The sequence below is a fragment of the Salmonirosea aquatica genome, assembly GCF_009296315.1.
Classification (GTDB): domain Bacteria; phylum Bacteroidota; class Bacteroidia; order Cytophagales; family Spirosomataceae; genus Salmonirosea; species Salmonirosea aquatica.
Map to the genome: position 1 here is coordinate 2,305,657 of NZ_WHLY01000002.1, position 15,248 is coordinate 2,320,904.

Consider the following 15,248-nt stretch of genomic DNA (forward strand, 5'->3'; position numbering starts at 1 on the left):
ATTTTCCTATGAAGAAATTCTATATTTAGTGCATCCCCATGACTGTACACAAATAGATAAATATAAGCTCCTAACAACAATCCCTTGATGTTTGTGTTACCTTTATCCTGAGCTCCAGCCCGGGCTTAGAGTAAGTAGATAACTTCCGATAGACTTATGTAAAAAATTGCTTTATCCGTTGTACCAGAAAATGCTGAGATACGGGGCGAAAAAGCAAGTGAGGTAGGGAGCGGTGGGGAAACAATAAGTTTATTAAGAAAACCATAGTATGTGTACGTCATTTTACAGGCCTATCCGATTAAGACAGATTTTTCTAGCAGTAAGTCTACTGGGGATCTTTATAAGCGGGTCATTTCGTCAGGTACTGGCCCAGCATCCGGGCACGCAAGCGGATAAGCAGCGGTACTTTTCACTGATGTTGCTCAATATTTCGCAGGAAAAGGATTTTGAACTGGATGTGATTCGGCAGGCGGCGGCAGCGGGCATGAATTCTGTTCTCCTGACGGTGCACTGGGACCGGGTCTATAAAGATTCTCCCACGGGGCCAGGGGATTGGTACCGCTACGATAGTGAGATCAAACTTGCTACCGAACTAGGCCTCAAAGTAGCTATTCGAATCATGGTGGGGCGTAATAACGCTTTTCTCAAGGGCTTTTGGACCGACGCCGAAAGTATGAAGGATTATCGCCAATATCCCCTCAGGGAAGGCTATCAGTCCACCTCTTTCAGCTATCTGCACCAGCCCTCGGTGAATCTGGCCGCTGATTTTGTGAAGCAGGTAACGGAACGCTATAAGTACCTCCAAACCCAGAATAACCTGCTCTTCATATCCACCGTCGCTACTCCCACTCAGGAGGCAGGGTACCATATGTTCAGTATTCCCCCTAACGGGGAGTATAAGGATTTGTATCTCACTATTTTCGATTACTCCACACTATACAAACAGGGTTTTGTTACCTGGCTGAGGGGTAAGTATAAGAAACTTGTCCGACTAAATCTGCTGTGGGGAAGCGATTATAAGACCTTTGATGAAATACTACCGCCGGTCACGCCCTGGGATGTCAAGGAATCCTTTTTCGGGCGCCGGGGCAAAGATTGGTACATCTACCGTCATTTGGCCTTCAAGCAGTTCAACGACCGAATGATTCAGGCCGTTAGAGAAGTAGACAACAGTATATCCTATGTTGCAGAATTTGGAGCTGTTATTGACAACATCAGTGCCGTTCGGGCTACGCTGGCTTTTCGGGATCTATGTGAGAAAGCTGACGGCATCAAAATCCACGATTCGGAGCAGTATGACCACCGCTGGACGATGGATGTAATCCGCAGCAATTCGCGACCCGACCAGATGGTGATGAACGAAGTGTTCTACGCCGATTACCTACCCCACAGTGAGTTCTACGAACAGATCGACGAATGTTTCGAAAGTGGTGCCAAAATGGTGGTATTTGTGCTGTCTACTACGGGTCACGTGGCTGCCGTTCGCGAGGTAATCCGGAATTCGGCGGCTAAATGGCTCAATAAACCCCTTGAGCCCATTGTGGCCACCGATACGGTTTCCTACCTGCTGTCACGCGTGATCGACAAGACAGTCAATGATGTGGGGGCCTTTGACACCTGGAAAAGGCTGGCACGAGGCGGAAGTACTCCACGACCGGTGTATGTACACCTGGAAGAGGATATCCTGACGGATGAATACTGGAAGGCGGCAGCTAATATGCCCCCTTACATATTGAATCCTATACCCATGCAAATTATCGCGGTGAACCGGGCCTTTACCTTCCGGCTGCCGACGGATACCTTCGCCGACCGCGACGGAAGCATCATGCGCGTAGAGGTACCCTCGCTTCCTAGCTGGTTGAGGTATGAAAATGGCGTGCTGACCGGTACGCCCACCGTACTGGGAGATTCCCGGCTGCTGGTAAGGGGCATTGACGACGAAGGCGCTGTCACGGAGGCCTACCTGACCATCCGGGTTGATACCCGAGAAAATGCCAATAAACCTCCCACAGTACGGAAAAATCTGGCCAATGTGGTAACGGCGGTCAACGAGTCGTTTCTGTTTACGCTTCCTGGCGATTTATTTGTGGATGACGATGGAACGGTAAGTCGCATCGAGGCTAGTGAACTACCCCCGTGGCTGACTTTTCAAAATGGCCAGTTTAAGGGCTTTCCAACAAAGGCTGCCGATTATCGGGTAGCTTTGAAAGCCTATGATGATCTGAATGCCTTTGTGGAGATATACTTTACGATTCAGGTAGTAGAGCCCAGGTTTCTGAATAATGCTCCCTACGTCCAGAATACGATTCCTGTGAAATTCACGAAGGTAAACGAACCTTTTAAGTATACTTTACCTACCAACATATTCGGGGATGGTGATGGTTATATCGCTCTGATTACGGCGCAGAACTTGCCTACCTGGCTTACTTTTTCGCTCAACGAGTTTTCGGGCATTCCACCTCAGGTGGGCGAATACCGGATCATTGTCCGTGCTTACGACAATGTGGGTGGCTATGTGGATACCCCCTTTATTCTGAATGTGGAAATTCCCCGTCTTACTTTTGACTTGTTGCGCTCGGGTCGTGCAATCGATCGGCAGCTTATTCGCACGCTTAAAGAGGCTGACACGCTGCGGGCAGGGTCGATGCCCCCCTTACTGAACATTTACGCCTATGGCAATTTTGAGTTCGACCGGGTGGATTTTAGCCTGAGCGGACCCTACAGGCACAACGCCACATCCCGAAAATTTCCGCACGCCCTTTTTGATGATGAAAGTGGTTTTGCACCCTATATTGGAAGCTACACCCTTTTAGCCAAAGCCTATAAAATGGACTCTTTGGTACTCATCAACTCGCTACGATTCAGTATTGCTCCCGGTGATTCAATCCAGACCGCAACCAGCCTCGATGAATGGCAAAGCTACCCTAATCCCTTCGAGAATGTTTTTAATATCCAGCTCCCCGAAAGCCAGCCATCGGCTGCTTACTCATTCTCGCTGGTGAATACCTCCGGGCAACGCATTTCTGTCCCCGCCAAATGGGTGTCCTTTTATAATTCAATCGCCCAAATCGACCTCTCAGGCTTATCCATCGGGGCGGGAATTTACTTTGTGCGCGTAGAATCCAACGGAGAATACGTCCGGCTATTCAGGGTCATGAAAAAATAGCCAGCCATTTTTTTTAGAAAGGAAAAGTTCGATAATAGTATGCTTGCATACTATTATCGAACTGCTTATATTTGCCTTGTCTATTATAGTATGCATGCATACTACTTGGTTGATTTCCCAAACCCGAAAAATAAAAGTCTATGTCAGTTGTTGAAGATAAAGCTTCCATCAAGGGCGGCGAATTCCTGATTCAGGAAACCGACGCATCGCAAATATTCATTCCCGAAGAATTTACGGAGGAGCAACGCATGATTGCCGCCACCTGCCGGGATTTTCTGCGCACCGAGGTACATGCCCGGCTTGACGAAATCGACGCAGCCAAATCGCCCGAGCTGATGGCATCGCTTATGGACAAAGCCGGTGAATTGGGCCTACTGGGAACTGCCGTTCCAGAAGAGTACGGCGGTTTTGGCATGAATTTCAATACTTCCATGCTCGTGGCCGAGAGCCTGGGAACGGGCCATTCGTTCTCAGTGGCACAGTCTGCACATACGGGAATTGGTACGCTACCTATCGTATATTACGGCAGCGAGGAACAGAAGGCCAGGTACCTGCCCAAGCTCGCCACGGGCGAGTGGAAAGCCGCCTATTGCCTGACTGAGCCGGACTCGGGATCGGACGCCAATTCTGGTAAGTCGAAAGCGGTACTTTCCGATGACGGGAAGCACTACAATCTCAATGGGCAGAAAATGTGGATTACCAACGGGGGCTTCGCGGATTTATTCATTGTCTTTGCCAAGATCGAAGAGGGCGGCCAGACGGATAAAAACCTGTCGGCTTTTATCGTAGAAAAAGACTTCGGAGGCATCACCATGAACGAGCCGGAGAAAAAACTGGGCATCAAAGGTTCGGATACCCGCCAGATATTTTTTAACGATTGTCAGGTCCCGGTCGAAAACCTACTATCAAGTAGAGGCAACGGGTTCAAGATTGCCGTGAACATTCTTAATATTGGCCGCATCAAGTTAGGGGTAGCAGTTCTGGGCGGGGCCAAAGGTACCTTGGATCATGCCATCAATTATGCCAACGAACGTAAACAATTCGGTATCTCGATTGGTCGTTTTGGTGCCATTAAGCACAAACTGGCCGAAATGGCTTTGAAAATTTACGTGTCGGAAACCGCATGCTATCGCGCAGGGCAAAATATCGACGACGCCGTGGAAGATTTGAAGCAAGGTGGTATGAGCGATGCCGAAGCCAAACTAAAAGGTGTGGAGCAATTCGCCATCGAGTGCGCTATCACCAAAGTACACGGCTCAGAGGTACTTGACTACGTGGTGGATGAAGGGGTGCAGATTTACGGCGGTATGGGTTATTCGGCCGATGCTCCTATGGAGCGGGCCTACCGTGACTCGCGTATCAACCGTATTTTTGAGGGTACCAATGAGATCAACCGCCTGCTGATTGTGGATATGCTTCTGAAGCGGGCCATGAAAGGCGAACTGGACTTGATGGGTCCTGCCACGGCCGTGGCGAAGGAAATCATGTCCATCCCCGACTTTGGGATCGAGGATGACGAGGTACCCTTTGCCAAAGAGAAAAAAGTACTGAAGAACCTAAAGAAAGCCGCATTGATGATCGCTGGTGCTGCCGTGCAGAAGTTCATGATGAAACTTTCGCACGAGCAGGAAATCCTGATGGATGTAGCGGATATGATTATTGAAATCTATGCGGCCGAATCGGCCCTGCTGCGGGTAGAAAAACTCATGAGTCAGCAGGACGAAGCGGCTGTGGCCTTGCCCAAAGATATGGCTCTGGCATATTTGCACGAGGCCGTGGACAAGATCAATTCGGCAGGTCGCTCGGCAATCACCTCTTTTGCCGAAGGCGATGAGCTTCGGGTCATGCTAATGGGTCTGAAGCGTTTCACCAAAATCGATCCGATGAATCTGAAGGAGGCCCGCCGCCGCATTGCCGATGCCATGCTGGCCGAAAACAAGTATATTTTTTAAAGAGACGTTTTCCGACGTGGCGGAAAATCAAGACTGTACGGGCCAAGGTCCGCGCAACTAAGAACCAATACGACTACTACGTTGAGAAAGCCGATTCTGATTCAGGGTCGGCTTTTTTGTAAAATGCTCAGAATAAAAAAGGCTTTTCGAATGGTCGAAACTTAACGGAATGGCATATAGTTCTTAAATCAACTATTTTGCAGCTTTTTGTTCAGTCTCCTATTTCCAAAGCCATCAGCCATTCGCTAACAGCCAAAAGCTACCTACCTACATTCGATGAAACTTCATTCCGTTGCGCTACGTACCACGGGTCAATTTCCCCCGCTTCTGCTCGATTATCTCGATCAAAAACCCGAACTGAACGATTTTTATACTGTATTTCCTAGCCTCGACGAGGCCAAGCAAGCGATACAGCAACGAACGAACTTTGATCCGGCCAAACGACAAACCCTGGTTGAGATTCTGTCAAAACAGTACGCAGGGATTTCCAATCCGCCTGATTTCTCGCTGTTACAGAACGAAACCACCTTCACCGTTACCACCGGCCACCAACTGAATATCTTCACTGGGCCGCTGTACGTCATTTATAAAATCGTGACGACGGTCAATCTGGCGCGCGTTTTAAAAGAAACCTACCCTGACTACGATTTCGTGCCTGTTTACTGGATGGCCAGCGAAGATCACGATTTTGCCGAGATCGCTTCTTTTAATCTTTTCGGACAAAAATATACCTGGTCAGGTACCCCTCGTGGGGCCGTGGGCCGGCTCGATCCGAAAGAACTTGAAACAATTCTGAACCAGCTCCCCGAAGCCGTTCCCATTTTCCGAAAAGCCTACCTTAAGAATGAAACCCTGGCCGGTGCCGTGCGATGTTATATGCATGAACTGTTTGGGAAAAAAGGACTGGTGACCCTGGACGCGGACGACGCAGCGCTCAAAAGTCACTTCCTGCCTGTCATCGAAGACGAATTGTTTAACCAAACTTCCGGTGGCCTGGTAGCAGAAACGACTGCCCGACTCGAGAAGCTGGGGTACCACACACCGATTCACGCGCGCGAAATCAACCTGTTTTATTTAACGGAGGGCCTGCGCGAGCGCATTATCCGAGCCGAGGGTACCTTTAAAATAATTAATACAAATCTGCAATTTACCGAAGCTGAAATCCGCCAGGAAGCCACCGAACATCCTGAGCGTTTCAGTCCCAATGTGGTACTCAGGCCGCTGTACGAAGAAATTATCCTACCTAACCTAGCCTACATCGGTGGTCCTTCGGAGGTACCCTACTGGCTGCAGTTGAAGGATGTGTTCGACCATTATAAGGTACCTTTTCCCATGATGATTCCGCGCAATTTTGCGCTGTACGTTAATGCAGCCAGCCGCCACCGGGTCGAAAAACTGGGGCTCACGTACGAAGCTATTTTTAAGGAAAAATACCAGCTAAAACGCGATCTGGTCGAGCGGCTTTCGGAGCATACGCTTTCGCTGGATATGGAGAAATATTCCTTTGCCGAGGTACTTTCTAAGGTAGTGCACAAGGCTGTAGATGTGGACTCTACCCTGGAAAAGGCCGTGCTGGCCGAGCGGGCGCGGCTTTATAATTCCCTGGAAAAGCTGGAAAAACGCATTAGAAAGGCCGAAGAACGTAAGCACGGCATTCAGGTAGGTCAGTTGGAAAATCTGCTGGACACTTTCTTTCCCAAAGGTACCCCTCAGGAGCGACACGACAATTTCCTGAACTTCTATCTGAACAACCGAAATTTCATCAAAATACTGTTCGATGCTTTCGATCCGCTGGATTTCAGGTTTAATATTCTAGAAGAGTGATCTTGACCAAGCAGCAAAGTCGGGTGTTTTTCCTCGAAGAAAGAGCCAAACTCACTCCCGCTGAAACGGAACATTTGAGCCGGTTGATCGCCGGTCGGTTGTTCCATATTCTTACGGAACGCTCAGTGAGGTACCTTCATTCTTTCCTGGGGGCTGACTCCCGCCAAGAAGTTGATACCCGTCTGCTGCGCCAACTGTTGCAAACCAAGATTCCGGCGTTGGACTGGGCTACTCCCCGCATTATTCCTGGTACCCGCCGCATGGAACATTACGTATGGGACGACACCACGGTATTTTCGGTCAATCGCTGGGGGATCGATGAACCCGACGCCAGTTCTGCCCAAATCTTTGACCTCCGTTCGATCGACGCCGTCCTGGTTCCTTTGCTGGCTTATGATCGACAGGGCAACCGTGCAGGCTATGGCGGCGGTTATTACGACCGTTTCCTGGCCGAATGCCGGTCGGATACTCTAAAAATCGGCCTGTCCTTTTTTGAGCCCATCGATGCCATCAGTGATGTGAATGCGTGGGACATTCGGCTCGACTTCTGCGTGACGCCTTTCGCGGTACACCGCTGGGACTATTGATTTTCAGGTTCCCTGAATTAAGGTGTGGATATTCTTTGTATTTTTGCGCCAATTTTATCAATTCCCGTTTCATGTTTTATTCAAATCAATTCTAAAAATGAAAATCGCAGTCGTAGGTGCTACCGGCTTGGTGGGCAGCGAAATCCTCAAAGTACTGGCCGAGCGCAATTTCCCCGTGACGGAATTGCTGCCCGTTGCTTCTGAGCGTTCCATTGGCAAGGAAATCACGTTCAAAGGTAAACAGGTGAAAGTGGTGGGATTTGAGGAAGCCATCAAGGCCAAACCTGCCATTGCGATCTTTTCGGCAGGCGGAGGTACCTCGCTCAATCTGGCTCCGAAATTTGCCGAAGCGGGTATTACGGTGGTAGATAATTCATCGGCCTGGCGCATGGACCCCACCAAAAAATTGGTGGTACCCGAAATCAACGCCCACACGCTGACGCCTGAAGATAAAATCATTGCTAATCCCAACTGTTCAACGATTCAGATGGTACTGGTGCTGAATCCTTTGCACCAAAAATATAAAATCAAGCGCGTGGTGGTTTCGACCTACCAGTCGGTGACAGGTACCGGCAAAGAGGCTGTGGATCAACTTTTTGCCGAGCGAAAAGGCGACCATTCGATCAAGAAAGTCTACCCGCACCCCATCGACCTGAACGTGCTGCCGCACATCGATGTATTCCTCGACAACGGCTACACCAAGGAGGAAATGAAAATGACCAACGAAACCAAGAAAATCATGGGGGACGACAGCATTGCGGTCACGGCTACCACAGTTCGTATCCCAACCATCGGCGGGCATTCGGAGGCGGTCAATGTGGAGTTTGAAAATGAATTCGACCTGGCCGAAGTACGGGCTATCCTGGAAGCCACCGAAGGCGTAGTGGTACAAGACGATCCCAAGAATTTCCTTTACCCTATGCCATTGACGGCCCATGGCAAGGACGATACCTTTGTAGGTCGCATACGCCGCGACGAAACGCAGCCCAAAACGCTGAATTTGTGGGTTGTAGCAGATAATCTGCGCAAAGGAGCCGCTACCAACGCAGTACAGATTGCGGAGTACCTTGTTCAACATGAGTTGGTTGAAGTAACCGAAAATGTGTAAGTTTGCACTAACAATCTGACACCCAATAATTATGAAAGCCGCTTCTGCCTTGATCAGAAGCGGCTTTTTTTGTAAACTCAGTAATTTACAGATTTGCGGTTCAAAGTCAGGAGTTTCGCGCTCAGCGATCAACTTCCCCCATCACCAAATCCAGCGAGCCGATGACGGCCACCAGGTCGGCCAGCAGGCCGCCGCGTGAAATCTCGCTGATGACCGATAGATTATGGAAAGAGCACGCACGCGCCTTGCAGCGTACGGGCACATCCGAACGTCCATCGGTACGGAAGAAAAAGCCAAGCTCGCCCTTGGACGATTCGGCCCGGGCGTAGAAGTCCATGGCTTTGGGGCGGATTTTCTTAGGTACCATCGCCTGGGGGTCAAAATCGCGGGTACGGGCGTAGTCGGTCGTTAGTTTTGCCAGGCATTGCTCAATGATTTTCACGGATTCCCAGCATTCGGCCACGCGCACCCAGTTCCGATCCCAGCAGTCGCCCAGGGTACCCATTTCGCCCGTGCCGATGGGAATGTCGAAATCCAGTTCGGGATACACCGAGTAGTTGTCTACACGCCGCAAGTCATAGCGCAGACCCGAGCCGCGCAGGACCGGACCCGTGCAACCATAATTGATCGCAGTTGGCATGGGCAGTACGCCCACATTGGCCGTACGCTGGATAAAGATTTTGTTCTCGATAACCAACTGCTGCAGCTCGATAAGCTTGGGCTTTAGATATCGGATGAATTCGGCGCACCGCTCTTCAAAATCCACGGGTAGGTCGTAGAACAACCCGCCAATCCAGATGTAGTTGTACAGCATCCGCGCGCCGCAAACCCATTCCAACAGGCGAAGAATCTGTTCACGATCCCGCATCATCCACAGGAAAGGCGTATAAGCCCCAATGTCCATTGCATAGGTACCTATTGCCACAAAGTGCGAAGCCAGGCGATTCAGCTCGGCCACCAATACCCGGATGTACTCTACCCGTTTGGGAATATCGTTTTCGATGCCCAGCATGCGCTCCACGCCCATTACGTAGGCATGTTCTGAGTTCATGGCCGCCACATAGTCCATGCGATCGACATAGGGGATAATCTGATTAAAAGGCAGCGATTCGGCGTGCTTTTCAAAGCAGCGGTGCAGGTACCCCAGATGAGGGACCACATCGACCACTACTTCGCCGTCGGTAATGATCTCCAGCCTGAGTACCCCGTGCGTAGACGGATGCTGAGGACCCATGTTCAGAATCATCTCCTCTTTCCGCAAATCACTGAGCCCATATTTGTTCGGCTCCGAATGGGTCAGGTGCTCGGGGCGGTAATCGTATTGCAGAGGTACATTCATGGGATAAAAGTACAAAAGAGAATGGCAAAGAGCGGTCAGAAAATCCGGACTTTAACAGAATATGGGGACGTACGGGTTCATTCCCGGCTTTTTTTCCCCGAGGCAAGTATGATTCCCCCTTCCCACTCTTCCTACACTAAAAAAACACCTTATGCTGAAAAAAACTCCTATCCTCCCGTTTATTCTCATCACCAGCCTGTTCCTGATGTGGGGCCTGGCCAATAACATGACCGACACGCTGCTTTCAGCCTTCAAGCGGATCATGAGCATGTCCGACTTCCAGACTACCTTTGTGCAGTACGCTTTCTACGGAGCATACTTTTGTCTGGCCATTCCGGCTGCTATCCTCATCAAAAAATATACTTACAAAACCGGCATTCTCATTGGCTTGGGCCTTTTTATCGGCGGGTCGTTACTTTTTTATCCTGCTAGCAAAACCATGGTCTATGGGCATTTCCTGGCGGCGCTTTTCATTTTGGCGGGTGGCTTATCACTGCTCGAAACTTCGGCCAATCCCTACATTATCGCTATGGGACCTGAGGAAACCGGCACCCAGCGCCTCAATCTGGCGCAGTCGTTCAATCCCATTGGTTCCATCATCGGGGTACTTCTCAGCAAACTATTCATTCTTTCCAAACTGAATGTAGCAGGCGAAGCAGAACGCGCCTCCATGTCGCCCGAGCAATTGCAAGCTATTCAGTCCGAAGAATTGACGGGTGTGATGGGGCCTTATGTAGGGGTAGCTTTATTTCTGGTTCTGATCTGGCTACTTATATTTTTTAATAAAATGCCTACCGCCTCAGACGAAAATAGCTCGCTCAACTTCGGTGAAGCCTGGGGACGGTTGATCAAAAAACGGTCGTATGTCTGGTCGGTGATTACCATGTTTTTTTACATTGGCGCACAAATAGGTACCTGGTCGTTTACGATCCGCTACGTGATGAAGGAATTAAACGTCAACGAAGAGCAGGCTTCCAGCTATTACCTGGCTGCGCTCGTGCTATTTCTGTTATCGCGCTTCGTATGTACCTACCTGATGCGGTTCATTGCGCCCCATCGGCTTTTGGCCAGCCTGGCCGTCCTGGCCTTGATCTTGACAGGTACCGTCATGGCTTCGGGAGGGTATGTAGGCGTATATGCTTTGGTAGGTATCTCGGGCTGTATGTCGCTGATGTTTCCTACCATTTACGGCTTGGGGCTGCGTGGTGTGGGACAGGACACCAAAATTGGCGGTTCCGGGCTCATCATGGCTATCCTGGGCGGTGCGGTATTGACGGGAGTACAAGGCCAGATTTCCGACGCTACCCAGAGTATCAATACGGCCTTTGTCATGCCGTTGTTCTGTTTTGGGGTAGTCGTGTATTTTGCCTTGCGTGAGGCAAAGGTAGCTCCACAGAATATGTGATCCGGCGGGCATTCAGCTTATACCGCTTTAGCCAGTGAACAAAAAAGGCTGCTTCTATAAGATGGAGCAGCCTTTTTTGATGATCTAGATATATATTATAGGGAGTTAATCCATCTTCCCAACTTCTCTACTTCTTCTCTGGGTACTTGGGTCATGGGAGCCATAGGTGGGTACCCCGGCCAATGCTCGGGCTGAGGTTTGTACACTAATTCCACGATTTGAGCAATGGAATATTTTTTCTTAGCAACTTCTGAATAAGCCGGGCCTACCAGTCGGTCATAGGGTTTGTGGCAGGCTGAGCAGGTATTTTTATTGAGCAGAGCCGCAATATCCGCCGGAACAGGTTTTTGCTTAGGCGCCTCGTCAGTTTTCTTAGCGGATGCTTCCTCTTTCTCCGAAACTTCCGCTATGGTTTTGCCGGCAGTTTCGGGCTTCCCTTCGGTCAGCGCGGTACTGGTACCTTGCTCCGAATCCGCATTTTCAGTTACCGAAAGCGAGTTGATCGAGTCAGGATTCACTTTCAATTCATTGTCTGCAAATGTTTCGTCATTGTCCTTACGGGGAGTAAAACTTCCACCTCCGGCGGTTTCCTCGCGCTCAGCGCGGCCACTGCCGTAAAATTTATCATACTGGGCCTTATCTTCTTTGGAAGAGCAACTTATACCAACACAGGCGGCAAAGGCCAGCGACGAAGCAAGTAGGGTTAGTTTTTTGAGTGCCATACGGAGACTGAATTTGGGTAAGAAGTAAGTTAATAGGAGAGATTGAAACAATCATGCCATGTTACAGACTCTCTATCAATAAAGCACAAACCTCGTACATTTTCCTAAATTGTGAACAATAAAATAGAATGAGTATTGAAAAAAAATCAATCAAAAACCGTCTGATGCCTGGGAGATGAAATAATTCTCGCTTTTTTAAAAAATGATTTTGCTAATTTAGGGATAAGCCTTACTTTTGCAATCCTATTTGTAAAAAAGAAGCAAAGCAATGGCTAAGAAAGGTAACAGAGTTCAGGTTATATTGGAATGCACCGAACAAAAAGGATCGGGCGTACCGGGTATGTCACGCTACGTCACGACTAAGAATCGCAAGAATACGCCGACGCGTATAGAATTGAAGAAATTTAATTCGTACCTGCGTCGTTATACGGTTCATAAAGAGATTAAATAATATACAACCCGTTGGGGGTGGTATCGGATCAGGTTGGCTACTTCTATGAGTTCTGTCCGTATAGCCCGCAATTCATAAACTATTCATAGATATGGCTAAGAAAGTAGTTGCAACCCTGAAAAAAGAAGGAGGCAGGACCTTCGCCAAAGTGATCAAGGCGGTGAAATCGCCCAAAACCGGTGCCTACACTTTTAAAGAGGAAATGGTACCTACTGATACCGTTCAGGACGTATTAAAACGATAAGCGCAATCAGCCTAAAAGACTGATTTTACGACCGAATACACGAAAAGTCCCTAAATGGGACTTTTTTTGTTTTATTTTTGGGCAAGTTGCTAAGGTACCCCTCCAAGTGGTTCTGCGTTAGCATGGCTTTTTATAAACATAGCACCCTCAACACTTTAATGGTGGGCAACCACTTCTGGTATGGGCATATTTGGTTTTTTTTCCAAAGAGAAAAAGGAAACACTCGATAAGGGACTTGAAAAGTCCAAGGATAGCATCTTCGGTAAACTTTCGCGGGCTTTGGTGGGCAAAGACACCGTGGACGAAGAGGTACTCGACGAGCTGGAGGAAATCCTGATTACCTCGGATGTAGGGGTAGGTACCACCGTCAAGATCATCCGCCGCATCGAGGCCCGCGTGGCGCAGGACAAGTACACCTCGACCAACGAACTCGACCGCATCCTGCGCGAAGAAGTGGCGGGCTTGCTTTCCGAAGGATCTGTTGTGGGCGTTACGGATAGCTTTGAAACGGAACATCTGCCCAAACCTTATGTTATTATGGTCGTAGGGGTCAATGGGGTAGGTAAAACCACCACCATTGGCAAACTGGCGCATCAGTTTCAGCAGCGGGGCCGCAAGGTAGTATTGGGAGCGGCCGACACGTTCCGGGCCGCCGCCGTGACCCAACTCAAACTCTGGGGCGAACGCGTAGGGGTACCCGTGATCGAGCACGGTATGAACACCGATCCCTCGGCCGTAGCCTTCGACGCGCTGAAAAAAGGCGTAGAGATTGGCGCGGATGTCATCATTATCGACACAGCTGGACGTCTGCATACCAAAGTCAATCTGATGAACGAGTTGGGCAAAATCAAGCGCGTGATGCAGAAGGTACTCCCCGACGCTCCGCACGAAGTGATGCTGGTTCTGGACGGCAGTACCGGGCAGAATGCCGTCATTCAGGCTCGCGAATTCACAAAAGCTACTGAGGTAACATCATTGGCCGTCACCAAACTCGACGGCACGGCCAAGGGCGGCGTGGTGATCGGTATTTCCGACGAGTTCCAAATCCCCGTGAAGTATATCGGCGTGGGCGAAAAAATGGATGATTTGCAAGTCTTCGACCGCGAGGAGTTCGTGGATTCGCTATTTAAGAAGTAGGAAAATTGCCCAATAAGTAGGTTAAATATTCTGACGCATTTCTTTGTATATTTGGAAAAAAGCCGATTGAATCATGCTCCAGACTTCACAAACCACTACCGAAACCCTCCCCCAAAGCCTGGAAACTTTCCTTGACTGGGAGCCGAACGATGGCTTCAAGTATGAGTGGGATGACGGGGAAATTATTCAATTTACAGGTATGAATAAAGAACAGGCTTATATCTATGGCATCCTGAGCAGATTGTTTTTTCGCAAAGGGTATGCGGAGGTAGGCGCGCTGATCGCGGAACAGAACGTCCATCTGAGTGGAATACAACTTCGTCGCCCTGACATTGCGTATTTTACCTATGAGCAACTTGTACAAGGTAAAAAAGGGAATGAAATGATTCCGGCTTTTGTGATTGAGATTATTTCAAATAATGATGAGATCAACAAGATGGAGCGCAAGCTCACAGAGTACTTCAAAGCCGGGGTACAAATAGCGTGGATTGTGATTCCTGAAGAGCAAGTTGTCAACGTCTATACTTCCCGCCGCGATGTGCGGGCTTGCCTGGAAAACGATATTTGCTCCGCCGCACCCGTCTTGCCCGATTTTGAGATTAGCGTAAATGATATGCTGGTAATCAACGAAGCCTGAATTATGATTTAATTTCTGTCTGGATGACTACGGGCGAAACAATTCTGATTGTACTTATTACACTTGGAGGTACCGTCGGTCCCTGGGCTTTAATAATCTATCAATTAGTTCGTGCGAGTGACGAAACTTTCGAACCGGTTTACCAGTCGCGCACCTACCGTACCTCAGCATGGTTCTACCTTTTTTCAATGGATTTTTTGCTGGTCATCTTACTCTTGGTGTTCGGCACTTTTTTCACAACCCTCTTGTCCCAGCCTCTTAGAATAAATGACTCTACTCCTTACTGGGTAGTCTATTCTATTTATCTGCTACTCACGTTTTTATGTACCGGGGTAGCCTCCTACATCCTCCTTCTGAATGTCAACTACTGGAAATATACCAAAGATCGTATTCTAACTTTTGACCCAGAAGCACGCGTCCTGACCGTACAAACCGATGAGGATGAATACGTGTTAAGCGAAAATGATATAGAAATGGTCGATGTTTTTTCCAATGAAGGTTATAGGTTTATTTACAGCTACTTCCGTTTTACCTTGCGTGATGGCCGAGCATTGATCATCACCGACAAAACAAAGGGAGCGTATGCCATTTTTGAATTTTTCAAAAACCTTCCCCTCCACAGACATAAGCGTAGGGTACCTACCATACCCCAAGCAGCGCAATTGAACCGATAAGC

The 15,248-nt window shown here is 49.0% G+C and carries 13 protein-coding genes; 11 read left to right on the forward strand and 2 right to left on the reverse strand.

Translation table 11 applies throughout. From position 1 onward, the window contains the following. The first annotated feature begins 268 nt into the window (after positions 1-268). The 5 genes from GBK04_RS10680 to GBK04_RS10700 all read left to right on the forward strand — a co-directional run bounded on the left by GBK04_RS10680 (position 269) and on the right by GBK04_RS10700 (position 8,637). Entirely contained in the window at positions 269-3,166 is a 2,898-nt protein-coding gene (locus GBK04_RS10680; RefSeq protein WP_152759515.1) for a putative Ig domain-containing protein, read from the forward strand. A gap of 140 nt (positions 3,167-3,306) precedes the next feature. Next, positions 3,307-5,118, forward strand: a complete 1,812-nt coding sequence (locus tag GBK04_RS10685) for an acyl-CoA dehydrogenase FadE (protein ID WP_152759517.1) — start codon at positions 3,307-3,309, stop codon at positions 5,116-5,118. Between the two features lie 276 nt (positions 5,119-5,394). Continuing rightward, the gene (gene bshC, locus GBK04_RS10690; protein ID WP_152759519.1) at positions 5,395-6,942 is read left to right on the forward strand and encodes a bacillithiol biosynthesis cysteine-adding enzyme BshC; all 1,548 of its coding nucleotides are present in this window, start codon (positions 5,395-5,397) and stop codon (positions 6,940-6,942) included. 2 nt (positions 6,943-6,944) lie between these two features. Further along, entirely contained in the window at positions 6,945-7,529 is a 585-nt protein-coding gene (locus GBK04_RS10695; RefSeq protein WP_373330882.1) for a 5-formyltetrahydrofolate cyclo-ligase, read from the forward strand. A gap of 97 nt (positions 7,530-7,626) precedes the next feature. Beyond that, on the forward strand, positions 7,627-8,637 hold the full coding sequence (locus GBK04_RS10700) for an aspartate-semialdehyde dehydrogenase (protein WP_152759524.1): 1,011 nt from the start codon (positions 7,627-7,629) through the stop codon (positions 8,635-8,637). 121 nt (positions 8,638-8,758) lie between these two features. On the opposite strand, the gene GBK04_RS10705 is transcribed toward GBK04_RS10700, so the two are convergent. Then, positions 8,759-9,976 (reverse strand): NADH-quinone oxidoreductase subunit D, encoded by a 1,218-nt coding sequence (locus tag GBK04_RS10705; protein WP_152759526.1) that lies wholly within the window; start codon positions 9,974-9,976, stop codon positions 8,759-8,761. Between the two features lie 151 nt (positions 9,977-10,127). On the opposite strand from GBK04_RS10705, the gene fucP reads away from it, so the two are divergent. Then, positions 10,128-11,381, forward strand: a complete 1,254-nt coding sequence (fucP, locus tag GBK04_RS10710; protein WP_152759528.1) for an L-fucose:H+ symporter permease — start codon at positions 10,128-10,130, stop codon at positions 11,379-11,381. A gap of 95 nt (positions 11,382-11,476) precedes the next feature. On the opposite strand, the gene GBK04_RS10715 is transcribed toward fucP, so the two are convergent. Next, positions 11,477-12,103 carry a c-type cytochrome gene (locus tag GBK04_RS10715; protein WP_152759530.1) on the reverse strand — a complete coding sequence of 209 codons (627 nt, stop codon included), beginning with the start codon at positions 12,101-12,103 and terminating at the stop codon, positions 11,477-11,479. A gap of 268 nt (positions 12,104-12,371) precedes the next feature. Between GBK04_RS10715 and rpmG the strand changes: the two genes are divergently transcribed. The 5 genes from rpmG to GBK04_RS10740 all read left to right on the forward strand — a co-directional run bounded on the left by rpmG (position 12,372) and on the right by GBK04_RS10740 (position 15,246). Further along, positions 12,372-12,554, forward strand: a complete 183-nt coding sequence (rpmG, locus tag GBK04_RS10720) for a 50S ribosomal protein L33 (RefSeq protein WP_152759532.1) — start codon at positions 12,372-12,374, stop codon at positions 12,552-12,554. Positions 12,555-12,645: 91 nt separating this feature from the next. Beyond that, positions 12,646-12,798, forward strand: coding sequence for a DUF4295 domain-containing protein (locus tag GBK04_RS10725; RefSeq protein WP_152759534.1), 153 nt, complete (start codon positions 12,646-12,648; stop codon positions 12,796-12,798). Positions 12,799-12,978: 180 nt separating this feature from the next. Beyond that, positions 12,979-13,935 (forward strand): signal recognition particle-docking protein FtsY, encoded by a 957-nt coding sequence (gene ftsY, locus GBK04_RS10730; RefSeq protein WP_152759536.1) that lies wholly within the window; start codon positions 12,979-12,981, stop codon positions 13,933-13,935. A 73-nt stretch (positions 13,936-14,008) separates the two neighbouring features. Next, the gene (locus GBK04_RS10735; RefSeq protein ID WP_152759538.1) at positions 14,009-14,572 is read left to right on the forward strand and encodes a Uma2 family endonuclease; all 564 of its coding nucleotides are present in this window, start codon (positions 14,009-14,011) and stop codon (positions 14,570-14,572) included. A 23-nt stretch (positions 14,573-14,595) separates the two neighbouring features. Continuing rightward, entirely contained in the window at positions 14,596-15,246 is a 651-nt protein-coding gene (locus GBK04_RS10740; RefSeq protein ID WP_152759540.1) for a PH domain-containing protein, read from the forward strand. Positions 15,247-15,248 lie beyond the last annotated feature (2 nt).